At 72.3% G+C, this 21,455-nt stretch carries 21 protein-coding genes; 15 read left to right on the top strand and 6 right to left on the bottom strand.

Going from position 1 to position 21,455, the window contains the following annotated elements; translation table 11 throughout:
- Positions 1-99 precede the first annotated feature (99 nt).
- From OIE67_RS27545 to OIE67_RS27505, 9 genes are all read left to right on the top strand, one after another.
- Positions 100-708, top strand: a complete 609-nt coding sequence (locus tag OIE67_RS27545; protein ID WP_106244939.1) for an NUDIX domain-containing protein — start codon at positions 100-102, stop codon at positions 706-708.
- Between the two features lie 15 nt (positions 709-723).
- Positions 724-1,629: a site-specific tyrosine recombinase XerD gene (locus tag OIE67_RS27540; RefSeq protein ID WP_106244773.1), complete on the top strand. Its 906-nt coding sequence runs from the start codon at positions 724-726 to the stop codon at positions 1,627-1,629.
- A 123-nt stretch (positions 1,630-1,752) separates the two neighbouring features.
- Positions 1,753-2,688, top strand: a complete 936-nt coding sequence (locus OIE67_RS27535) for a ParA family protein (protein ID WP_393269013.1) — start codon at positions 1,753-1,755, stop codon at positions 2,686-2,688.
- Positions 2,685-3,503 (top strand): segregation and condensation protein A, encoded by an 819-nt coding sequence (locus OIE67_RS27530; protein ID WP_326625816.1) that lies wholly within the window; start codon positions 2,685-2,687, stop codon positions 3,501-3,503. Before OIE67_RS27535 ends, OIE67_RS27530 begins: the two co-directional genes overlap by 4 nt.
- Before the next feature lie 700 nt (positions 3,504-4,203).
- Entirely contained in the window at positions 4,204-4,794 is a 591-nt protein-coding gene (gene scpB / locus OIE67_RS27525) for an SMC-Scp complex subunit ScpB (RefSeq protein WP_407674913.1), read from the top strand.
- Complete coding sequence (locus OIE67_RS27520; protein WP_326625814.1) at positions 4,791-7,055, top strand: pseudouridine synthase; 2,265 nt, start codon at positions 4,791-4,793, stop codon at positions 7,053-7,055. Before scpB ends, OIE67_RS27520 begins: the two co-directional genes overlap by 4 nt.
- Before the next feature lie 68 nt (positions 7,056-7,123).
- Entirely contained in the window at positions 7,124-7,483 is a 360-nt protein-coding gene (gene aroH / locus OIE67_RS27515; RefSeq protein WP_106244778.1) for a chorismate mutase, read from the top strand.
- A 63-nt stretch (positions 7,484-7,546) separates the two neighbouring features.
- Positions 7,547-8,635 (top strand): prephenate dehydrogenase, encoded by a 1,089-nt coding sequence (locus OIE67_RS27510; protein ID WP_106244780.1) that lies wholly within the window; start codon positions 7,547-7,549, stop codon positions 8,633-8,635.
- Positions 8,636-8,742: 107 nt separating this feature from the next.
- Entirely contained in the window at positions 8,743-9,900 is a 1,158-nt protein-coding gene (locus OIE67_RS27505; protein ID WP_326625809.1) for an NAD(P)/FAD-dependent oxidoreductase, read from the top strand.
- A 73-nt stretch (positions 9,901-9,973) separates the two neighbouring features.
- Here the strand turns inward: OIE67_RS27505 and OIE67_RS27500 are convergent, their stop codons facing one another.
- A complete protein-coding gene (locus OIE67_RS27500; RefSeq protein ID WP_106244783.1) occupies positions 9,974-10,168 on the bottom strand; it encodes a DUF2795 domain-containing protein in 195 nt (64 codons plus the stop codon).
- 20 nt (positions 10,169-10,188) lie between these two features.
- On the bottom strand, positions 10,189-11,064 hold the full coding sequence (locus tag OIE67_RS27495) for a glycosyltransferase family 2 protein (RefSeq protein ID WP_326625805.1): 876 nt from the start codon (positions 11,062-11,064) through the stop codon (positions 10,189-10,191).
- Positions 11,065-11,181: 117 nt separating this feature from the next.
- Here OIE67_RS27495 and OIE67_RS27490 point away from each other — a divergent pair, with 117 nt between their 5' ends.
- The 5 genes from OIE67_RS27490 to aspS all read left to right on the top strand — a co-directional run bounded on the left by OIE67_RS27490 (position 11,182) and on the right by aspS (position 16,924).
- A complete protein-coding gene (locus tag OIE67_RS27490; RefSeq protein WP_326625803.1) occupies positions 11,182-11,808 on the top strand; it encodes a TetR/AcrR family transcriptional regulator in 627 nt (208 codons plus the stop codon).
- Positions 11,805-13,166, top strand: a complete 1,362-nt coding sequence (locus OIE67_RS27485; RefSeq protein WP_326625802.1) for a carotenoid oxygenase family protein — start codon at positions 11,805-11,807, stop codon at positions 13,164-13,166. Before OIE67_RS27490 ends, OIE67_RS27485 begins: the two co-directional genes overlap by 4 nt.
- A 51-nt stretch (positions 13,167-13,217) precedes the next feature.
- Entirely contained in the window at positions 13,218-13,919 is a 702-nt protein-coding gene (gene cmk, locus OIE67_RS27480; RefSeq protein WP_326625800.1) for a (d)CMP kinase, read from the top strand.
- Positions 13,920-13,958: 39 nt separating this feature from the next.
- The gene (der, locus tag OIE67_RS27475) at positions 13,959-15,350 is read left to right on the top strand and encodes a ribosome biogenesis GTPase Der (RefSeq protein ID WP_106244789.1); all 1,392 of its coding nucleotides are present in this window, start codon (positions 13,959-13,961) and stop codon (positions 15,348-15,350) included.
- A 266-nt stretch (positions 15,351-15,616) separates the two neighbouring features.
- On the top strand, positions 15,617-16,924 hold the full coding sequence (aspS, locus tag OIE67_RS27470; RefSeq protein ID WP_326625796.1) for an aspartate--tRNA(Asn) ligase: 1,308 nt from the start codon (positions 15,617-15,619) through the stop codon (positions 16,922-16,924).
- A gap of 19 nt (positions 16,925-16,943) precedes the next feature.
- Here the strand turns inward: aspS and OIE67_RS27465 are convergent, their stop codons facing one another.
- From OIE67_RS27465 to OIE67_RS27455, 3 genes are read right to left on the bottom strand one after another with little or no spacing between them, the layout of a single operon-like run.
- Positions 16,944-18,740, bottom strand: coding sequence for an MFS transporter (locus tag OIE67_RS27465; protein WP_326625794.1), 1,797 nt, complete (start codon positions 18,738-18,740; stop codon positions 16,944-16,946).
- Positions 18,737-19,387, bottom strand: coding sequence for an LppX_LprAFG lipoprotein (locus tag OIE67_RS27460; RefSeq protein WP_106244793.1), 651 nt, complete (start codon positions 19,385-19,387; stop codon positions 18,737-18,739). The genes OIE67_RS27465 and OIE67_RS27460 overlap by 4 nt, the downstream gene beginning before the upstream one ends.
- A gap of 60 nt (positions 19,388-19,447) precedes the next feature.
- A complete protein-coding gene (locus tag OIE67_RS27455) occupies positions 19,448-19,906 on the bottom strand; it encodes a MarR family winged helix-turn-helix transcriptional regulator (RefSeq protein ID WP_106244794.1) in 459 nt (152 codons plus the stop codon).
- A gap of 34 nt (positions 19,907-19,940) precedes the next feature.
- On the opposite strand from OIE67_RS27455, the gene OIE67_RS27450 reads away from it, so the two are divergent.
- Complete coding sequence (locus tag OIE67_RS27450) at positions 19,941-20,867, top strand: cation diffusion facilitator family transporter (protein ID WP_326625788.1); 927 nt, start codon at positions 19,941-19,943, stop codon at positions 20,865-20,867.
- Here OIE67_RS27450 and OIE67_RS27445 read toward each other — a convergent pair.
- Complete coding sequence (locus OIE67_RS27445) at positions 20,851-21,453, bottom strand: 4'-phosphopantetheinyl transferase family protein (RefSeq protein ID WP_326625786.1); 603 nt, start codon at positions 21,451-21,453, stop codon at positions 20,851-20,853. The genes OIE67_RS27450 and OIE67_RS27445 overlap by 17 nt on opposite strands.
- Positions 21,454-21,455: the final 2 nt, after the last annotated feature.

Genomic DNA, 21,455 nt, shown 5'->3' with positions numbered 1-21,455 from the left:
TACGACGGCGAGGGCGAGGGTCCGTACGACCGCGAGGGCGACGGTCCGTACGACGGCGGCGGCGCGCCGGCCGCGCCGCGGCGGGAGCGGAGCGCGACCATGATCGCGGACACGCCCGAGTCGTGGGAGGTCGTCGAATCGAGACCCCGCTTCAAGGGTCACGTCATCGAGGTCGTCACCGACACCGTCAGGATGCCCCGCGACGAGGTCGCCGACCGCGACTACGTCGTGCATCCCGGCGCGGTGGCGGTGCTCGCCCTCGACGAGCACGACCGCGTCCTGATGATCAGGCAGTACCGCCATCCCACCCGCCGGCTGATGTGGGAGCTGCCCGCCGGCCTGCGCGACGTGGAAGGCGAACCGCTGGTCGACACCGCCGCCCGAGAGCTCGCCGAGGAGGCCGGCTACCGGGCCGGCGTCTGGCACACGCTGGTCGACCTGCGCTCCTCGCCCGGTATGAGCGACGAGCGGATCAGGGTGTTCCTGGCCCGCGAGCTGACCAAGATCCCCGACGAGGAGAACGGCTTCGTGCACCGGCACGAGGAGATCGACATGCCGGTCGAATGGGTGCATCTCGCCGACGCCGTCGAGAAGGCGCTCATGGGAATGATCCACAATTCCCCGGCCGTGGCCGGTATCCTCGCCGCATATGCGGCTTCGGTCGAGGGGTACTCCTTGTTGCGCCCCGCCGACGCCCCGGAGGCGTGACGGAAGGACCAGTTCGTGGAGGCGGTGCTCTCCAGCTACCTCGCCCACCTCGCGGTGGAACGGGGCCTGGCTGCCAACACACTCGCGTCCTACCGGCGTGACCTGCGCCGATACTTCGAGCACCTCCAGGCGCGGGGCCGCCTGGAGCTGGGCGAGGTGGGGGAGGCCGACGTGCTGGCCTTCCTCGCCGCGCTGCGCGAGGGTGACGGCGAGCACCCCGCGCTCGTGGCCAGCTCCGCCGCCCGCGCCGTCTCCGCCGTGCGCGGCCTGCACCGCTTCGCCCTGCGCGAAGGCGTGACCGCCCACGACCCCGCCCACGAGGTACGCCCGCCGCGCCAGCTCCGCCGGCTGCCCAAGGCCATCGCCGTCGATGAGGTCGAACGCCTCATCGCCGCCTCGGGCCCCGACGGCGCCCCGCTCACCCTGCGCAACCGCGCCCTGCTCGAAGTCCTGTACGGCACCGGCGCCCGCATCTCCGAGGCCGTCGGGCTGGCCGTGGACGACCTGGAGGACGACCAGGTACGGCTGCGCGGGAAGGGCGGGCGTACCAGAGTGGTGCCCTTGGGGCGCTATGCCCGCTCAGCCCTGGACGCCTACCTCGTGCGGGCCCGTCCCGGTCTCCTGGCCCACGGCCGCGGCACCCCCGGGGTCTTCCTCAACGCCCGTGGCGGGCGGCTGACCAGGCAGGGAGCCTGGGAAGTGCTTCAGGCCGCCGCCGAACGCGCCGGACTCGACCGGATAAGTCCCCACGTACTCCGCCATTCCTTTGCAACTCACCTTTTGGACGGCGGCGCGGACGTTAGGGTGGTACAGGAGTTGCTCGGCCACGCCTCTGTGACGACCACCCAGGTCTACACGCTGGTCACGGTCGACAAGCTCCGCGAGGTGTACGCGGCCGCGCATCCGCGTGCCCGTCAGTGATCTATAGTCTTTTGACACGTGCGCCACCCTCGGCGTGCCGCCTTGCCGCGTTAAGTGGTGACGCCATAGTGTCCGTCCGGACGGTCCGGTTCGGGATCGTCAGGGAGGTTCGAGCTGGTGACTGTGACGACCAAGGGTTCGACCCCGGGGACCCCCGACAACCCCTGGGGCGACACGAAGACCAACGCGCCTTCCAACGGCGTCAACCTGGGCCCCACGCAGCGGCCCAGACCCGTGTTCCCCGAGCCGGTGCCACCGGCGGTGCACGGCCCGGCGCGCGTGGTCGCGATGGTCAACCAGAAGGGTGGCGTCGGCAAGACCACGACCACCATCAACCTGGGTGCCGCCCTGGTCGAATGCGGTCTCAAGGTGCTGCTCGTCGACTTCGACCCGCAGGGGGCGCTGTCGGTCGGCCTGGGCATCAACCCGCTCCAGCTCGACCTGACCGTCTACAACCTGCTCATGGAGCGCGGCGTCACCGCCGAGGACGTGCTGCTCGAAACCGGCGTCGAGGGGCTCGACCTGCTGCCGAGCAACATCGACCTGTCCGCCGCCGAAGTCCAGCTCGTCACCGAGGTGGCCCGCGAGCAGGTGCTCGGGCGCGTGATCAAGCCGCTGCTGCCGCACTACGACGTGTGCCTCATCGACTGCCAGCCTTCGCTGGGCCTGCTCACCATCAACGCGCTGACCTGCGCGCACGGCGTGATGGTGCCGCTGGAGTGCGAGTTCTTCGCCCTGCGCGGCGTGGCGCTGCTCATGGACACCATCTCCAAGGTGCAGGAGCGGCTCAACGAGGACCTCGAGATCGAGGGCCTGCTCGCCACCATGTACGACGCCCGCACCCTCCATGGGCGCGAGGTGCTGGCCCGGGTGGTGGAGGCGTTCGGCGACAAGGTGTTCCACACCGTCATCAACCGCACCGTGCGCTTCCCGGACGCCACCGTGGCCGGCGAGCCCATCACCACGTTCGACCCGTCGTCCCTCGGCGCCAACGCCTATCGTGAGCTGGCCCGCGAGGTGCTCTCGCGCTGGCCGGCGCCTGCCACAATGGCCAGGTGACCGAAGAGCAGAGCACACCTGGAGGCTTCCAGGTCCACCTGGACGTCTTCGAGGGCCCGTTCGATCTGCTCCTCGGCCTCATCGCCAAACACAAGCTGGACATCACCGAGGTCTCGCTCTCCAAGGTCACCGACGAGTTCATCGCCTACATCCGGGCCAAGGGGCCCGAGTGGGACCTCGACCAGACCAGCCACTTCCTGCTGGTGGCGGCCACCCTGCTCGACCTCAAGGCGGCCAGGCTGCTGCCGTCGGGCGAGGTCGAGGACGAGGAGGACCTGGCGCTGCTGGAGGCCAGGGACCTGCTGTTCGCCCGGCTGCTGCAGTACAAGGCGTACAAGGAAGTGGCCAAGATCTTCGCCGGGCGGATGGCGGCGGAGGCGCTGCGCTTCCCGCGTACCGTGCCGATGGAGGAGCAGTTCGCCAACCTGCTGCCCGAGCTGATCCTCGGCATCGGGCCCGAGCAGCTGGCCAGGATCGCCGCCAAGGCCTTCACCCCGAAACTGCCGCCGACCGTCAACGTCGGGCACATCTACCAGCCGCTGGCCAGCGTCAAGGAGCAGGCGGCGATCCTCGTCATGCACCTGCGCCGGCTCCGGCGGGCCACCTTCCGGGCGCTGACGTCCGACTGCGAGGGCACGTTCGAGGTCATCGCACGGTTCCTGGCCGTGCTGGAGCTGTTCCGGGAGTCGGCGGTGACGTTCGAGCAGGTGGAGCCGCTCGGCGATCTGCACGTGACCTGGACGGGGACGGACGACGGGGACGTGGCGGTGGGCGACGACTACGAGGAATCCGCGGAGAGACCATCGAATGACTGACGACAACCCCCTGCCCAACCCGCGCAGGTCACCCGACTCCGACCCGCCGCTGCCCGCCTGGATGACTTTGCCCGGTTCCCTCGTGCAACCGGGCGCGCCCGCGGTGGAGGAAACCTCCACCGCCCCCGACCCCGCCGAGCCGGCACAGCCTGCCACGGCTCCCGCCGAGAACACCGCGTCCGTCGCGGAGACCACGACGGACTCGGGGCCTCAGGATGCCGGGACGGACTCCGACTCCGGCTCCGAGGGGGGCATGCCGAGCCTTGGAGCTTGGGACGGCGCGACGTCCGAGGAGACCACGGAGGATTCCCGGCTCGCGGATGCCGGGCCCGCGGAGCCGGATGCGGCGGACGAGCCGACGGGCGACGCCGAGCCCGAGCCTGCGGCGGGTGCGGTGGAGCAGGGTGCGCCGAAGCCGGATGGGCCGGAGCCGGACGTGGCGGGATTTGGCGCCTCGAAATCCGGTGCGGCCGAGCAGGGTGAGCCGGAGCCTGGCGTGGTGGAGCACGGTGAGCCGGAGTCCGGTGCGGCGGAGCCGGATGGTCCAGAGCCGGATGTGCGCGAGCCGGAGTCGAAGGTGACGGGGTTCGGTGCCTCGAAATCCGGTGCGGCCGAGCAAGGTGGGCCGGAGGCTGGCGCCTCGGAGCCGGGTGTGGCGGGGTTTGGGGCGCCGGGGGCTGGTGCGCCGGGGCGGAGTGGGCTGGGGTCGGATGTGGTGGAGCAGGCTGCGGAGGGGGGATCGGAGGGTGGGCCGACGCTTGCGGCGGCGTTGGAGGCTATCCTTCTTGTAGTCGACGAGCCCGTCGCCGAGGTGACCCTCGCGCAGGTGCTGGAGCGGCCCACACACGAGGTGGGTGCCGCTCTGCGTGGCCTGGCCGCGGAATACACCGCGTCGGGGCGGGGTTTCGACTTGCGAGAGGTCGCGGGCGGCTGGCGGTTCTACACCCGTGCCGACTGCGCGCAGCTGGTCGAGCGGTTCGTACGCGACGGCCAGCAGTCGCGGCTGACCCAGGCCGCGTTGGAGACACTAGCGGTCGTGGCCTACCGGCAACCGGTGAGCCGCGCCCGAGTCGCCGCCGTGCGCGGCGTCAACAGCGACGGCGTCATGCGGACGCTCGTCGCCAGGGGACTGGTCGAAGAGGCCGGCTCCGACCCGGAGAGCCAGGCAGTGCTCTACCGGACAAGCTCATACTTCCTTGAACGTCTGGGACTGCGGGACCTGAGCGAGCTTCCCGAGCTCGCACCCTTCCTTCCCGACGACTTGGAGAATCTCGAGGAGACGACAAAGTGATCAACAGGCGCAGCACCCCGTCCGGTGATGGACGCGGTCGTGGACGCACCGGCGGCTCCGGCCGCGGCGGGCGTCCCGCCTTCCGCTCCGACGACAACCGCGGCGGCCTCCGCCGCGACAACGACTCCCGCGGTGGCTACCGCGGTGACAGTGACTCCCGCGGCGCGTCCCGCGGCGACAACGGCTTCCGCGGCGGATCCCGCGGCGGCGACGACAACCGCGGCGGATCCCGCCGCGACGACTTCCGTGACCGGCCCGCGCGCGACTCCCTCCGCGCCGACCGCGGCGGATCCCGCGCCCGTTACGGCGACGGCGACCGCCAGAGCCGCTTCCAGCGCGACGAGCGCACCCCGCGCGGCGACCGCGAGGACCGCTTCGGCGGCGCGGACCGCAGGGAGAGCCGACCCACCGGCGGTGACCGCGGCGCGAGCCGTTTCGGCGGTGGCGACCGTGGTACGAGCCGGTCCACCGGTGGCGACCGTGGCGCGAGCCGTTTTGGCAGTGGCGACCGTGGCACCAGCCGCTTCGGTGGCGGTGACCGTGGTACGAGCCGCTTCGGCGGTGGCGACCGTGACGGCCGTTCCGGTGGCGGTGACGGTCGTGACTCCCGTTCCGGCGGCGGCGAGCGGCGTGAGAGCCGCTTCGGCGGCGGGGACGACCGGCGTGAGAGCCGGTACGGCCGTGACGAGCGGTCCCGCGACGGCGACCGGGGCGGCTACCGCTCCGAGGGCCGGGACAACAGGTACGGCGACTCCCGTGGCGACCGGCGTGACGGCGGACGTGGTGACGGTGGCCGCGGCGACTTCCGTGGTGCCGCACGTGATGGTGGGCGCGGTGACTTCCGTGGCGCCGGGCGTGACGGCGAGCGCGGCGACTTCCGCTCCGAGCGGCGTGACGGCGCACGGGACGACTCCCGTGGTGACCGGTACGGCGACCGGCGTGACGGTGGGCACGGCGACTCCCGTGGCGACCGGCGTGACAGCGGACGTGACGGCGGACGTGACAGCGGACGTGACAGCGGGCGTGACGAGCGTGGCGCTGGGTTCAGGGCCGGGCGGAGCGGGCGTCGTGAGGACGCCGCTCCCACGGGCGCGAACTCGACCCGCTCCCGCTACGGCAGGCGCGACGGCGACGACCGCGGCGGCAGGCCCGGCGGCGACGGGCGCGGTGCCAGGTATGGCGGTGGCAGGCCCGGTGACGGGTCCGCCGGTGACAGGCGCGCTGGTGGCGGGCGCGGTGGTGACGGGCGCGGCGCGCGTACGTCCCGCCGTGACGAGGTGCAGACGCTCGGCGGCGGCGGACGCGACGGTTACCGTGGCTCCCAGCGCGGGCGTGACGGCTTCGGCGGCTCGGGGCGCGGGCGGGAGGGCTACGGCGGCTCGCCGCGCGGGCGCGACGGCTCTGAGGGCTCCTCACGCGGTCGCGACGGCTTCGGCAGCCCGCAGCGCGACCGGGTGAAGGCCGCCCGCCAGCCGCTTCGTGACCACGACTTCTACCCCGAGGGCTACACCGACGAGCGCGACACCACCGAGGTGCCGGGCGGCGTACGGCTGCAGAAGGTGCTCGCCCAGGCGGGCGTGGCCAGCCGCAGGGCCTGCGAGGAGATGATCGGCGACGGCCGCGTCACCGTCAACGGCCAGGTGGTACGGAGGTTCGGCGCCAAGGTCGACCCGGCCGCCCAGGTCATCCACGTGGACGGCAAGCGCATCCCGACCGCCCCCGACCTGGTCTACTACGCGCTCAACAAGCCCATCGGCGTGGTCTCCACGATGGACGACCCGCAGGGCCGGCCGTGCCTGGCCGACTACGTCGAGGAGCTGGCGCCGCGGCTGTTCCACGTCGGGCGGCTCGACACCGAGACCGAGGGCCTGCTGCTGCTCACCAACGACGGCGAGCTGGCCAACCGGCTGACGCACCCGAGCTACGGCGTGCAGAAGAAGTACTGGGCCAAGGTGCCGGGGCCGATCCCACGCGACCTGGCCCGCCGCCTGAAGCAGGGCATCGAGCTGGAGGACGGCCTGGCCAGGGCCGACTCCTTCGCGATCGTGCAGGAGCACGGCCAGCAGGCGCTGGTCGAGGTGGTGCTGCACGAGGGCCGCAAGCACGTGGTCCGGCGGATGCTGGAGGAGGCGGGTCACCGGGTGATCGACCTGGCCAGGATCGAGTTCGGGCCGGTGAAGCTGGGCCGGACCAAGCCGGGCACCGTCAGGGCGCTGAGCCTGAAGGAAGTCGGCGAGCTGTACGCGGCCGTGAAGCTGTAATCTGGCCGGACGCAGGAGCCCGTGCGAACCTCCGCACGGGCTCTCCGGCATAAGAGGGGACGAACCACATGGTGCGGGCGATCCGCGGGGCGATCCAGGTGGACGCCGACGACCGCGACTCGGTCATCTCCGGGACGACCGAGCTGGTCAGCGCGATCATGGAGCGTAACCGGCTGACCCCGGACGACGTGATCAGCGTGCTGTTCACGGCCACGCCCGACCTGACCTCCGAGTTCCCCGCCCTCGCGGCGCGTAAGCTGGGCTTCCACGACGTGCCGCTGATCTGCTGCACCGAGATCGACGTCCCGGGCGCGCTGCCTCGCGTCGTACGCCTGATGGCGCACATCGAGACCGACCGCCCGCGGTCGGAGATCCAGCACGTCTATCTGCGCGGGGCGGTGGCCTTGCGCCAGGACATAGCCCAGTGAACACCGGCCAGCCGGACGCACGACCCTCCACATCCGTATAGCCCGATAAATCAGGACATCGAGATGGAACTTCGTACCGTGCTCGTCGTCGGCACCGGTCTCATCGGCACCTCCGCGGCCCTGGCGCTGCGCAAGCGGGGCGTGCGCGTGCTGCTCGCCGACCGCGACCCCGGAGCCGTACGGCTGGCACGGGAGCTCGGCGCGGGCGAGGACTGGCAGCCCGGCACGGCGGCCACCGACCCGGCGGACCTCGCGATCATCGCGGTGCCCCCGGCGTACGTGGCCACCGAGCTGCTGGAGCTGCAGCGGATCGGCGCGGCCCGGTTCTACACCGACGTCGCCAGCGTGAAGGCCGAGCCCATCCACCGGGCCGCGCAGCTGGGCTGTGACCTGGCCACCTACGTCGCCTCCCACCCGCTGGCCGGGCGCGAGAAGTCCGGGCCCGGCGCGGCGCGTGACGACCTGTTCCTCGGCCGCCCGTGGGCGCTGTGTCCCACGGAGGAGGCCGACCCCGAGGCGAAGGCGGCCGTGCTGCGGCTGATCGACCTGTGCGGGGCCAACGCGGTCGAGGTGAGCGCGATGGACCACGACCGCGCGGTGGCCGTGGTCTCCCACGCGCCCCACGTGGCCGCCTCCGCCGTCGCCGCCCGCCTGGCCGACGCCACGGACGTGGCGCTGGGGCTGGCCGGGCAGGGCGTGCGCGACGTCACCAGGATCGCGGGCAGCGACCCCGGGCTGTGGCTGGGCATCCTGTCCGGCAACGCCTCCCCGGTCGCCGAGGTGCTGGAGGCGGTGGCCAACGACCTGGCCGACGCCGCGAGCGCGCTGCGCGCCCTGGCCGACGGCGACGGCACCGCCACCGGCGAGCTCACCCAGCTGCTCAAGCGCGGCGTGGTGGGCCACGACCGCATCCCCGGCAAGCACGGCGGCCCCGCCTCCTCCTACGCCGCCGTCCAGGTGGTCATCGGCGACAGCCCCGGCCAGCTGGCCCGGCTGTTCCGGGTGTGCGACGAGGTCGGCGTCAACGTCGAGGACGTGCGCCTCGAACACGCGCCGGGCCTGCCCCTGGGCATCGCCGAGCTGGCGGTGCAGCCCGACGCCGCCGCCTCGCTCACCGACGCTCTGCGCGAACGCGGCTGGCAGGTCCCGTAGCCCCGGCGACCCCGTAGCCGGAAGCGTTCCCTGACGATTCTCCGGGACGATGTCACGCCCGTGCCTCCTCGATCCGTCTTCAGGTCAGAATCGAGGAGGTAAGGACAATGAGCGACATCCTGGTCCTGGGCGGGGGCTACACCGGCATGATGGCGGCCATCAGGGCCGCCCGGCTGACGCGCAAGACGGGCGGCAGGGTCACCCTGGTGAACGCCGCGCCGACCTTCACCGAGCGGCTGCGCCTGCACCAGACGGCCGCCGGGCAGGAGCTCGGCGATCATCCGCTGGCCGAGCTGCTCGCCGGGAGCGGCGTCCGGCTGCAGATCGGGCGGGTGACGGCGGTCGATCCGGTACGCGGGCAGGTGCGCCTCGACGCCCGGGACGGCGGCGAGCGGGTGCTCGGCTACGACAAGCTGGTCTACGCGCTCGGCACCGTCACCGGCACCTCCGTCCCCGGCGTCGACGAGCACGCCTACACCTATGACGACCACGACTCCGCCGTACGGCTCTCGCGGCGGCTCGACGACCTGACGCGCGGCACCGTGGTCGTGGCCGGCGGCGGGCTGACCGGGGTCGAGTCGGCGGCCGAGCTGGCCGAGACCCGCCCGCACCTGCGGGTGGTGCTGGTGACCAGGGGCCGGCCAGGCTCGATGATGGGCGCGAGTGCCCGCGCCTACCTGGACGCGGCCCTGGAGCGGCTCGGCGTCGAGGTGCGCTCCGGCGCGGACGTCACCAAGGTGCTGCCCGACGGCGTCGAGCTGGACGGCGGCGAGCTGATCCACTCCGACGCCACCCTCTGGACCACCGGCACCAAGGGGCTGCCCGTCGCCGCGGAGTCGGGGCTCACCGTGGACGCGCAGGGCCGGATCGTGGTGGACTCCGCGCTGCGCTCGGTCTCCCACCCCGACGTGTACGCCGTCGGCGACGCCGCCGCGATCACGCAGAAGTTCGGGGTCATGCACGGCACCTGCCAGGGCGGGATCCCGGCGGGGCTGCACGTGGCCGGCTCGCTGGCCGCCACGCTGCGCGGGAAGGATCCGGCCGCCTTCCGGTTCGGTTACGTGCATCAGCCCGTCAGCCTGGGCCGCCGGGACGCGGTCGTCCAGTTCACCCACCAGGACGACAGTCCGCGCAGGTGGTACCTGACCGGGCGCGCGGCCATCAGGTACAAGGAGACGCTGTGCGCGAGCGCGATGCCGACGTTCAAGCTGCTCAAGCGGGGCCTGGTGCCCGTCTGGATGTTCCGCCTCACCGCCACCCTCTGAGGAACGGCGAACGGCGAACGGCGGGCGGGGCCAGGAGGCCCCGCCCGCCGCGTTCAGCGTGGTTACGCGTGGTTCAGCGTTTGGTGATCGCCTGGCTGACGGCGTTGGGGCCGTCGTACTGGCGGTCCGGCATGGCCTCAAGGGCCTCGATGATGTCGTCGTCCGCGTCCTGCTCGCGCGCGGCCTCGACGAGGTCTTCCTTGCTGGCCGGATAGTCGACCCCGCTCAGGTGCCGCTGCAGGTCGATCGGGTTAGGTGCTGTGCTCATACCTGCTTGCTGCCCATCCGTCACGCTACGTAACCGTCCGTGCGCGAAACGGTGTGTCCGGTGTCCAATGCGCGCCGTGCCCGTTCCACCGAGGCGGGCAGCAGACGGCGTTCGGCCAGGGCCCGGGGCGCCCTGCCCAGGGCGGCGCGCAGCCCCTTCCAGCCGGCGGGCCCGCCGCGCAGCGCCTCGAACGCGCGCCGCGCCACCACGGGCCACGGGCGCCGCAGCAGAGCCGTGAGCAGCGCGTTGCGGGCGGCCAGCGACTTCCTGGCCTGATGGTCCCTGGCGGGCGACGGGTGGTGGTGGCCCACGACGGAGTCCACGTACGCCAGCCCCCAGCCGCGCGCGGCCAGGTCGAGGGCCAGCCGTTCCTCCTCGCCGAAGAAGAAGATCACGTCGTCGAAGCCGCCCGCCTCCAGGAACGCCTCCTTGCGCACCACCGCCCCGCACGCCAGGAACCCCAGCACGCTCGGCCCCGGCAGGTCGGGCTCGAGGCCGAGCGGCGAGTCGCGCATCAGCGCGGACACGGGATCCAGCCGCTCCTCGGGGCCCACCAGCACGCGCGCGCCGAGCACCGCCAGGCGCGGATGGGCGTCCAGCACGTCGGCGGCCCGCTCCAGCGCCCCGGGCGCCCACCAGGAGTCGTCGTCGGCGAAGGCCACGTAAGGCGTCTCGGCCAGCTGGACGCCGAGGTTGCGGGCGGGCGCGCCGAGGTTGCGGCCCGCGTCGACCACGTGGACGTCGGGGAAGTGGCGGTGCACGAACCGGGCGGTCCCGTCGGTGGAGCCGTTGTCCACCAGGATCACCGGGCGTGGATGCAGGGGGAGCGAACGGGTCAGCGTCCGCACCCTGTCCCTGCTGGCCACGACCACCGTGACCCTGGCTCCGTCGTTCACACCGTGTCACTAACCGGGCCGGACGGCGTTAGTCCTCCCGCTGCTGTTGACGGGCCGGGGGAGGGGGCGTACAAAGGAGGGGTAACAGTGTTACCCGAGAGAAACGGCGTTACCAGCATGACGGTCACCGCGTATCAGCAGGCCCAGCGGCAGGGGCAGGGCGTCGTCAGGGACGTCATCCTCGACGCGGCCAAACGGCTGCTCGTCGGCGAAGGGCCGGGCGCGCTGACGGTGCGGCGGATCTCCGCCGAGGTCGGCTGCTCCACCAAGGTGATCTACACGCTCTTCGGCGGGAAGGACGGGCTCAGCGAGGCGCTCTGGCTGGAGGGGTTCGCCCGGTTCGAGCGGCGGCTGCTGGAGGTTCCCGCGCACGACGACCCGCTGGCGCGGCTGCACGGGGGGCTGGCCGCCTACCGCGACTACGCCCTGAGCGAGCCCGACTACTACCGGGTCATGTTCCAGGGCGCCATGCCGGGGTTCAAGGCCGGCGAGGAGTCGGTGCGGGTGGCCAAGCGCACGTTCGACCTGCTGGTACGCGGAGTGGCCGCCTGCCTGGAGGCCGGCGTGCTGCGCGGCGGGACGGCCGCCGAGATCGCCGACGTGCTGTGGATGGCCATGCACGGCGCCGTAAGTCTCGAAATCTCGGATTTCTTCGATCAGGGCGAGGCCGAGCAGCGCTACCGGCTGCTGTGCGCCTCGGTGCTCACGCCGTTCCTGGCTTCAGCAGAGAAGGACGCATCATGACGACCACCCCCTTCCAGCACGGATTCGCCCCGGTGACCGAGGAGGTCACCGCGTTCGACCTGGAGGTCACCGGCCGCATCCCGGCCGAGCTCAACGGCCGTTACCTGCGCAACGGCCCCAACCCGCTCAGCCTCGACGACCCCACCGCCAGTCACCTGTTCCTCGGCGAGGGCATGGTCCACGGGGTGCGGCTGCGCGACGGGCGCGCCGAGTGGTACCGCAACCGCTGGGTGCGCAACGCCGCCGTCGCCGGGCGGCTCGGCGAGGCCGTCCGGCCGGGGCCCGTCCACGGGGGCATGGACTTCGCGCCCAACACCCACGTCATCGGGCTGGCCGGGCGCACGTTCGCGACCGTGGAGGCGGGGCCGCTGCCGTACGAGCTGAGCTACGAGCTCGACACCATCGGCGCCTGCGACTTCGACGGCGGGCTGCCGGGCGGGTTCGCCGCCCACACCCACCTCGACCCGGTCAGCGGGGAGTTGCACGCGCTGGCCTACTTCTTCGGCTGGGACCACCACCAGCACGTCGTCCTCGACCCCAAGGGCACGGTGACGCAGGTCAGGGACATCCCGATCGCCGACGCGCCCATGGTGCACGACTTCGCGATCACCGAGCGGTTCGTGGTCATCTACGACCTGCCGGTCACGTTCAGCATGCCCCACGCGGAGAAGGGCACGCTGCTGCCGTACGCGTGGAACGAGGCCCACCCCGCCCGCGTCGGGCTCCTGTCGCGCGAGAGCGGCGACCTGCGCTGGTTCGACCTGCCGTCCTGCTGGGTCTTCCACACGCTGAACGCCTATGACGACGGCGACGAGGTGGTGGTCGACCTGGTGAGCTACCCGAAGGGGTTCGTGGACGCCCGTCTCGACCTGGGCGGCATGCCCACGCTCGACCGGTGGCGGATCGACCTGACCACCGGCCGCGTCGGCGTCAGCACGCTCGACGACCGGACGCAGGAGTTCCCGCGGATGGACGAGCGCCGCACGGGCCGGGCCTACCGTTACGGCTACACCGCCGCCACCCGCGACATCCACGACGTGGTCGGCCCCGGCCGCGCCGAGATGGAGGACCTGCCGGACGAGACGTTCGACAACACGCTCATCAAGCACGACCTGCGGCAGGGCACGCAGGAGTCGCGGCAGTTCGGGCGCGGCGCGTACGTGGGCGAGCCCGTCTTCGTCGGCTCGGGGGAGGCGGAGGACGACGGCTACGTCATGACGTACGTGAACAATCCGGCCAGAGGAGCGGCCGACCTGGTGATCCTGGCCGGCCAGGACTTCACCGGCGAGCCCGTCGCCACCGTCCACCTGCCCGCCCGCGTGCCGCTCGGCTTCCACGGAAGCTGGATCGCCGACTGAGCGGGAGGCGGTAGCCTTCTCAGGTTGGGAAAACGTGAAGAAGGAGAGGCCGTGACCGGTCTGGTCGTCGCGATGGACGGGCCTTCGGGGTCGGGTAAGTCGAGCGTGTCGCGCGGGGCGGCCCGCGCGTTGGGCCTGCGTTACCTCGACACCGGGGCGATGTACCGCGCGATGACCTGGTGGATGCTGCGCCAGGGCGTCGATCTGACCGATCCCGCCGCGGTCGCGGCCCGCTGCGGCGAGCCCGCCGTGCTCTCCGGCACCGACCCCGACGGCCCCGCGATCCACGTCGACGGCGTCGACGTGGCGGGGCCGATCAGGGAGGCCGAGGTCACCGGCGCGGTCTCCGCCGTCGCCGCGGTGCCCGAGGTGCGGGCGCGCCTCGTCGCGCTGCAGCGGGAGATCATCGGCGACGGCGGCATCGTGGTCGAGGGCCGTGACATCGGCACGGTCGTCTGGCCGGACGCCGCCGTCAAGATCTACCTGACGGCCAGCCCCGAGGCCCGCGCCCGCAGGCGCAGTGCCGAGCTGGCCGGCTCCACGGTGGAGGCGCAGCAGCAGGCCATGGCCAAGCGCGACGCGCTCGACTCGACACGGAAGACCGACCCGCTCTCGATGGCGGTGGGCGCCGTCGAGCTCGACACCTCCGACCTGACCCTGGAAGAGGTCATCGCCGAGGTGTTGCGGCTGGTCGCGGAGCGAGAGGGCTCGGCAAGCGAGTCCTTGAGCGACCGCATACACGAGCGCACCTGAGCCGAACTCAGGTGCGGTACTCACAAAGGATGAAAAATCGTGACAACGGGGGATTGGGTCGAGGCTGACCTCGACGACCTTGAGATCGGCGAGCACGAGCCGAGTGTGCCGCTGCCGGTCGTCGCCATCGTCGGACGGCCGAACGTCGGCAAGTCCACGCTCGTCAACCGCATCATCGGCCGCCGTGAAGCGGTCGTGGAAGACGTTCCCGGGGTCACCCGCGACCGCGTCACCTACGACGCCAACTGGCGCGGCCGCCGCTTCACCGTCGTCGACACCGGCGGCTGGGACCCCGACGCGACCGGCATGAACCTGCGCATCGCCGAGCAGGCGCAGGTCGCCGTCGAGCTGGCCGACGTGATCGTGTTCGTGGTCGACGCCACCGTGGGCGCCACCGACGCCGACGAGATCGTGGGCTCGGTGCTGCGCCAGTCCGGCAAGCCGGTCATCCTGGCCGCCAACAAGGTCGACAACCAGCAGCTGGAGCTGGAGGCCGCCGCGCTGTGGTCGCTCGGGCTGGGCGAGCCGTTCCCCGTCTCCGCCCTGCACGGCCGCTCCAGCGGCGACCTGCTCGACGTGATGCTCGACGCGCTGCCCGAGACTCCGCAGGTCACCTTCGAGGCCGAGCGCGGGCCGGCCCGCGTCGCCCTGCTCGGCAAGCCCAACGTGGGCAAGTCCTCGCTGCTCAACAAGCTCGCCGGCGAGGAGCGGGTGCTGGTCGACCCCATGGCGGGCACCACCCGCGACCCGGTCGACGAGCTGATCGAGCTGGGCGGGCGCACCTGGCGCTTCGTCGACACCGCCGGCATCCGGCGGCGCGACCGCGAGCTGCAGGGCGCCGACTTCTACGCCGCCATGCGCACCCGCGCGGCGCTGGAGCGCACCGAGGTGGCGATCGTGCTCATCGACGCCAGCGAGCCGCTCACCGAGCAGGACCTGCGCATCATCGGCCTGGTGATCGAGTCGGGCCGGGCCATGGTGGTCGCCTTCAACAAGTGGGACCTGGTCGACGAGGACCGGCGTTACTACCTGGAGAAGGAGATCGACCGCCAGCTCGTCCGCACCCCGTGGGCGCTGCGGGTCAACATCTCCGCCAAGACGGGCCGGCACGTCGACCGGCTGGTCCCGGCACTGGAGAAGGCGCTCGACTCCTGGGCCACGCGGGTGCCGACGTCCCGGCTCAACGCGTTCCTGACCGAGCTGGTGCAGCAGACGCCGCCGCCGGTGCGCGGGGGCAAGCAGCCGAAGATCCTCTTCGCCACGCAGGCGTCGATCGAGCCGCCCAAGTTCGTGCTGTTCACCTCGGGCTGGCTGGAGGACACCTACCGGCGCTTCATCGAGCGGCGCATCCGCGAGGAGTTCGGTTTCGCCGGCTCCCCGATCGACGTGTCGATGAAGATCCGCGAGAAGCGGGCCAAGAAGGACAAGTGATAGGCTCCGCGGCAACGCGTTGACGGAGACGAGTAACCAGCGGGGCCCACGGCCCCAGAGAGCCGCCGTACGCTGCGAAGGCGGCGCCGTGTCCCGCTGGCGAAGACACTCCCGAGCGCGGGGAGGAAATGCCCCGCCGGTCTGACCCCCGTCATCGGGTCGTGGAGGCCGCCCTCGCACGGGGCGGCGAAAGTGCGGTGGCACCGGGAGCTCCCTTCTCCCCCGCACTCCCAAGGGGTCATGCACTTCCTTCTCAAGGAGCTGTGATGATCTCTCGTGTCATGTCGGCGGAGCTCGCTGAGCACGCCGGGCAACGAGTGACGATCGCCGGTTGGGTCCATCGCCGCCGGCACCTGAAATCCGTGTCCTTCCTGATCGTCAGGGACCGTACGGGGCTGGCCCAGGCGGTGACCGGCCCGAACCCGCCCGTGGGGGACCTGCCCGCCCAAGACTTGCCCGCTCGAGACCTGCCCGCCGAGGAGAGCGTCGTCGCGGTCACCGGCACCGTGACGGCAAGCCCGCAGGCGCCCGGCGGCTACGAGCTGGTCGCGCCGGAGGTCGAGGTTCTGGCCGAGCCCCGCACGGCGCCGCCGTTCGACCTCTACCGGCCGATCGTCGGGGCCACGCTCCCGACCGTCCTCGACCACGCGCCGGTCGCGCTGCGGCATCCGCTGCTGCGGGCGCCGCTGGAGATCTCGGCCGCGAGCGTGGCCGGGTTCAGGGAGACGCTCGACCGGCTCGGGTTCACCGAGATCCACACCCCGAAGATCGTCGCGTCGGCCACCGAGTCCGGCGCGAACGTCTTCGGCATCGACTACTTCGGCCGCCCCGCCTACCTGGCGCAGTCGCCGCAGTTCTACAAGCAGGCGATGACCGGGGTGTTCGAGCGGGTCTACGAGGTCGGGCCGGTCTTCCGCGCGGAGCCGCACGACACGGTGCGGCATCTGGCCCAGTACACCAGCCTGGACGCGGAGCTGGGCTTCATCGAGGACCACCGCGACGTGATGACGGTCCTGCGCGAGGTGGTGGCGGGCATGCTGGAGTCGGTACGCCGCCGCGCCGCCCCCGCGCTCGACCTGCTCGGCGTCGAACCGCCGGTGGTGCCCGCCGAGATCCCGGCCGTCCACTTCACCGAGGCGCAGCGGCTGACCTCGTCCGGCGAGCCCGACCTGGCGCCCGCGCAGGAGCGGTGGCTGGGGGAGTGGGCGCGGCGGGAGCACGGGTCGGAGTTCCTGTTCGTCACCGGCTACCCCATGTCCAAGCGGCCCTTCTACACCCACCCCGACCCCGCCAGGCCCGGTCACTCCAACGGCTTCGACCTGCTGTTCAGGGGCATGGAGCTGGTCACGGGCGGGCAGCGGCTGCACCGGTACGAGGACTACGTGCGGGCGCTGGCCGACCGGGGCGAGGGTACGGAGGCGTACGAGGGTTACCTGCAGGCGTTCCGGTACGGGATGCCGCCGCACGGCGGGTTCGCGCTGGGGCTGGAGCGGTGGACCGCGCGGCTGACGGGCGCCGCCAACGTCCGTCAGAGCACCGCCTTCCCCCGCGACCTGCACCGCCTGTCGCCGTGACCCCGGCGTAGCGTCGCGCTCATGCCGTTCCGGTTCGCGGCCGGGACGGCATGAGCACCGCCACCGCCGCGCCCAGCAGGCAGATGAACGCCGTGACCAGGAACATCTCGGTGTATTCGGTGTGCAGCGCCGCCTGCACCTTCGCGGTGTAGTCGGCCAGCCTGCGCTGGTAGGTCTCCGCGTCCACGCCGAACGGCAGTGGCGTGTCCAGGTTCGCGGTCAGCGACTGGAACCGGTAGAAGCCCCACGCCGACACGGCGGCGATGCCGATCAGCATGCCCATCATCCTGGCCACCACGACCGCCGCCGACGCCACGCCGTGCTGCGCCGCCGTACTCACCCGCAGCACCGCCGACGACACCGGGGCGATCACCAGGCCGAGGCCCAGCCCGGCCACGACCAGGTCGAGGTCCACCACCAGGCCCGCCCCGGCCAGGTCGAGCGGCCAGCGGCTCATCAGCCAGTAACCCGCCGCCGCCAGCAGCAGGCCGCCGACCGCGACGGGCCGGTCACCGAGCCGGCGCGCCAGCAGCCCGCCGAGCAGGGCGGCCACGGTCAGCGCGGCCAGGAACCTGGCCAGCACCAGCGCCGCCCCCAGCGCGTCCGCGCCGAGCAGCGTCTGGGCGGTGAACTGGACGAACACCATGGTGACCAGCAGCGCCGCCCCGGCCAGGAAGCTCACCGCCAGGGTGGCGAGCAGCGGGCCCTTGCGGGCGCCGGTGAGGTCGAGCAGGCGTACGGGGGAGCGGATCTCCCACCAGACGAAACCGGCGGCCGTCAGCACCCCGGCGGCGATCACCGGCGGGCCCCACGGGGGGAGCACCGCGGCGGCCGGATCCGGGTTGTAGAGCCCGACGACGAGCAGCCCGAGCGCCAGCGCCAGCAACACCCCGCCGACCACATCCACCCGCCCGACTACCGCACCACCGACCGCACCACCGAGCGGCCCACCCTCCGGCCCGCCGACAGGCACACCGTCCGGCTCAGCGATCGGCTCAGCGATCGGTCCACCGTCCGGCCCACCGATCGGCTCAGCGATCGGCTCAGCGATCGGCGTGGCCGCGACGGCCGCTTCGGTGCCCGGGGAGAGCGGCCGGCCGGCCGAGGCGTCCGAGGGCGCCGGGTCATGGCCTGAGCCGCGCTGGGGCACCGGTTCGGGGTCGGCGCGGTGGGGTGCGGCGGCGGTGTCGGCCGGGAGGGACGCTTGCGGCGCGGGGCGGGAGCGGGACGGGAGGGTGAGGTGGACGGCGAGGGCGGCCAGGGCGGCCAGGGGGAGGTTGATCCAGAAGATCGCGTGCCATTCCCCCAGCTCCACCCCCGCCACCACCGTGCTCGGGATCAGCGCCACCAGCCCGCCGTACAGGGGCCCGAGCGCACTGCCCAGTTCCTGGGCCGCACCCACCGCCCCGAGGGCCACCGGCCGCTCCCGTTCCTCCCACAGGTCGCCGATGAGCGCCATCGTGATCGGCAGCAGCGCGCCCCCGGCCACCCCTTGGACGGTCCGCCCGGCCACCACCATGATCTCGCCGGACGCCAGCGCCGTCAGCACCGAGCCGAGCGCGAAGGCCGCCAGGCAGGCGTGGATCAGCGGCCGCCGCCCGTAGCGGTCGGACAGTTGCCCGAGCAGCGGCATCGCGGCCACGTACCCGAGCAGGAAGCCCGTGACGATCGGGGTCGCGCGCTCCAGGTGGTTGAGCGGGATGCCGACGTCCTCGGCGATGTCGATGAGGACGGTCACCACCACGTACGCGTCGAGCGCGGCCAGCAGCACCACCGCGCCCCCCGCGCCGAGCACGACCCGGCGGGCGCGCCTCATTTCGCGGCGGGCGGCGTGATCGTGACCGGCGCGTCGTAGTCGCTGAACGACACCGTCACCGTGCCGTCCTTCAGCGGCAGGCTCGCCTTGGTGAGCCGGCTGGTGGCCTGGTCGAGCCAGACCTTGCCGTTCACGCCCTGCGTGACGCCGGGGATGATCTGCCCCACGACGTCGCCGGGGAAGGTGGTGGCGACCCGGTAGGAGCCGCTCTCGACGGCTTCGACCTTGGGATCGGTGGCCCGGGCGAGCAGCTGCGCGATGCCTTTGGTCGGTTCGAGGATGACCGAGGGGTCGTAGAACTGCGCGAGCTGGGCGCGTGTCATCTTCTGGAAGCCGCCGGTCGGCCCCTTGAAGTGCACGGTGTCGCCGACCAGGGCGAAGTTCACCTCCTGCAGGGTGCCCAGCACGTCGAGCGTGATCGTGCCGTCGGCGTTCCCCTCCGCGGTGAGCCGGCCGTCGGCCTTCTTGACCGGAACGTTGGGCTTGCCCTCGGTCGCGATCGAGAAGCCGGCCGACTTGACGGCCTTCATGGCCTCGGAGGCCTTCTTCATGAGATCGGGCCCGGCGGGCAGCTCGGCCCCGCCGCCCGCCGACGAGCACGCCGACGCCAGGGCGAGAACCGCCACGATCACTAGCTTTCTCAGCATGACCGGGATGCTAGCGACCGGTCGGGAACGCTGTGAGGCTTCCCCGGTATCGGTTGGATGTCAGCGCAGCTTCTTCAGGTGCTCCACGATCGGCGCGTACGCCGCCTCGATCGCTTCGAGCTGCTCGTCGGTGAGCCGGTCGACGAAGTGCTCGCGCACGCCGCCCACGTGGACGGGCGCCACCCGCTGCGTCGTCTCCCATCCTTCGTCGGTCAGCACGGCGTACGTGCCCCGCCGGTCGTCACGGCAGTCCTCCCTGACGACCAGGCCCTTGGCCTCCATGCGGGAGATCTGGTGCGACAGCCGGCTGCGCGACTGGATCGTCGCGTCGGCCAGGTCGCTCATCCGCATCCGGCGGCCGGGACTCTCGGAGAGGTTGACGAGGATCTCGTAGTCGTTCAACGAGAGGGAATGCTCCTGCAGCTCGCGGTCGAGCCGGTGCATGAGCAGCTTGTGCAGCGCCAGGTGTGTACGCCAGGCACGCTGTTCGGCGGGGGAAAGCCAGCGAGGCGCGCTCATGATCTCCAATCTAGCGCACGTAGGGTGATGCGCCATGGACGAGAAGTCGGGCGAGAGTCTCACCACCGTACTCGTGGCGGGAGCGGCGAACCTCACCATCGCCCTGGCCAAGCTGGTCGCCGGCGTCGTCGGCGGCTCGGCGGCCATGCTGTCGGAGGCGGCCCACTCGGCCGCCGACACCGTGACCGAGGTCCTCCTGCTGGTGTCGGTCCGCCGTTCCGGGCGGCCCGCCGACCGGCGGCATCCGTTCGGGCACGGCAAGGCGGGGTTCGTCTGGGCGATGATGGCGGCCGTCGCGACGCTGGTGGGCGGGGCCGGCTTCTCGATCACGCACGGCCTGCACGAGATCGCCCACGGCGAGCGGCTGTCGAACCTCACGCTGTCCTACGTCGTGCTGGCGGTCTCGTTCGTCATGGAGAGCGTCTCGCTGGCCAGGTCGGTGGCGCAGCTGCGCGCCGAGGCGGCGCGATACGAGGTCACCCCGATCCGGCTGGTGCGGGTCACGTCCGACACGGCGCTGAAGGCCGTGCTGTTCGAGGACGTCGCCGCCCTCGCCGGGCTGCTCATCGCGGCCGGCGGCCTGCTGGGCTCGCACCTGACCGGCTCGGCGCTCTGGGACGGCGCCGCGTCCGTCGCGATCGGCCTGCTCCTCCTGGTCATCGCGCTCAGCCTGATCCAGGCGAACCTGTCGCTGCTCATCGGCCAGGCCGCGCCCCCGCAGCTGGAGACCGGCATCCGCGCCGTGCTGGTGACGCAGCCCGAGGTCGAGAACGTGGTCGAGCTGCTCACGATGATGATCGGGCCGGGTGCCGTCCTGGTCGCCGCCAAGATCGACTTCAGGGACGAGGCCAGCGCGGCCGGAGTGGAGATCGCCTGCGACGAGGTGGACCGGCGGCTGCGCGAGTCCTTCCCCGGCGTCGAGCAGGTCTTCCTCGACCCGACGCCTACCCGCCGCCGCTGAGCTCGGGGATGGGCGCCCGGCTCGCCGGCACGTCGGTGACGACGGCCACCCTGATGTCCGGGCCCGCGCTCCACTCCAGCAGGTGCCGGCCGGTCAGGTCGTCGCCGCCGTCGCCGAGCTTGTCGAGCGTCAGCTCGCCGCGCTTGATCAGCGCCTCCTTGCGGGTCCAGTGGCGCATCAGCTCGTCGTTGCCGGTCACCAGCGCGCGCTCGCGCGGCGTGAGCACCCGGTCGGCCAGCATCGTGTCCAGCGGGCCAGGACGCACCCGTTCGGCGTCCACCCCGACCTTGCCGGGGCCGGCCCCCGCGCACACGTAACCGCGCGTGTGGCTGAAGCTGACGCCCAGCTCAGGAGCCTGTTCGAGGTACGGCCTGCCGTGGCCGGGGCCGTGCAGGTCGCAGACCTGGAGCAGCGTCAGCCCGGCCGGGTCGGCGTCGAGCACGGCGGCGGCGCAGAGCCGCACGAGCAGGTGGGCGGCGACGAAGGAGGCGCGGTCGTGCTCGTACACGAAGCGGGCGGCCCGCTCCTTCTCCACGTCGGTGAGCCAGTCTTCGGGGGCGCGGACCTCGTCGGGGCGCCCGCCCATCG

Origin of the sequence: Nonomuraea fuscirosea (assembly GCF_035917475.1) — a bacterium.
In the GTDB taxonomy this organism is placed as follows: Bacteria; Actinomycetota; Actinomycetes; order Streptosporangiales; family Streptosporangiaceae; genus Nonomuraea; species Nonomuraea fuscirosea.
The sequence above is the reverse complement of the archived record's forward strand: the minus strand, read 5'-3'. Positions and strand labels throughout refer to the sequence as shown.

Excerpts from the sequence above, each read along its gene's own strand:
- OIE67_RS27460 (WP_106244793.1), bottom strand. The coding sequence starts at position 19,387 with ATGCTGAGAAAGCTAGTGATCGTGGCGGTTCTCGCCCTGGCGTCGGCG.
- OIE67_RS27490 (WP_326625803.1), top strand. The coding sequence starts at position 11,182 with ATGACGGTCACCGCGTATCAGCAGGCCCAGCGGCAGGGGCAGGGCGTC.
- OIE67_RS27505 (WP_326625809.1), top strand. The coding sequence starts at position 8,743 with ATGAGCGACATCCTGGTCCTGGGCGGGGGCTACACCGGCATGATGGCG.
- OIE67_RS27545 (WP_106244939.1), top strand. The coding sequence starts at position 100 with ATGATCGCGGACACGCCCGAGTCGTGGGAGGTCGTCGAATCGAGACCC.
- aspS (WP_326625796.1), top strand. The coding sequence starts at position 15,617 with ATGATCTCTCGTGTCATGTCGGCGGAGCTCGCTGAGCACGCCGGGCAA.
- OIE67_RS27500 (WP_106244783.1), bottom strand. The coding sequence starts at position 10,168 with ATGAGCACAGCACCTAACCCGATCGACCTGCAGCGGCACCTGAGCGGG.
- OIE67_RS27465 (WP_326625794.1), bottom strand. The coding sequence starts at position 18,740 with ATGAGGCGCGCCCGCCGGGTCGTGCTCGGCGCGGGGGGCGCGGTGGTG.
- OIE67_RS27485 (WP_326625802.1), top strand. The coding sequence starts at position 11,805 with ATGACGACCACCCCCTTCCAGCACGGATTCGCCCCGGTGACCGAGGAG.
- OIE67_RS27450 (WP_326625788.1), top strand. The coding sequence starts at position 19,941 with ATGGACGAGAAGTCGGGCGAGAGTCTCACCACCGTACTCGTGGCGGGA.
- OIE67_RS27445 (WP_326625786.1), bottom strand. The coding sequence starts at position 21,453 with ATGGGCGGGCGCCCCGACGAGGTCCGCGCCCCCGAAGACTGGCTCACC.
- aroH (WP_106244778.1), top strand. The coding sequence starts at position 7,124 with ATGGTGCGGGCGATCCGCGGGGCGATCCAGGTGGACGCCGACGACCGC.
- OIE67_RS27510 (WP_106244780.1), top strand. The coding sequence starts at position 7,547 with ATGGAACTTCGTACCGTGCTCGTCGTCGGCACCGGTCTCATCGGCACC.
- OIE67_RS27455 (WP_106244794.1), bottom strand. The coding sequence starts at position 19,906 with ATGAGCGCGCCTCGCTGGCTTTCCCCCGCCGAACAGCGTGCCTGGCGT.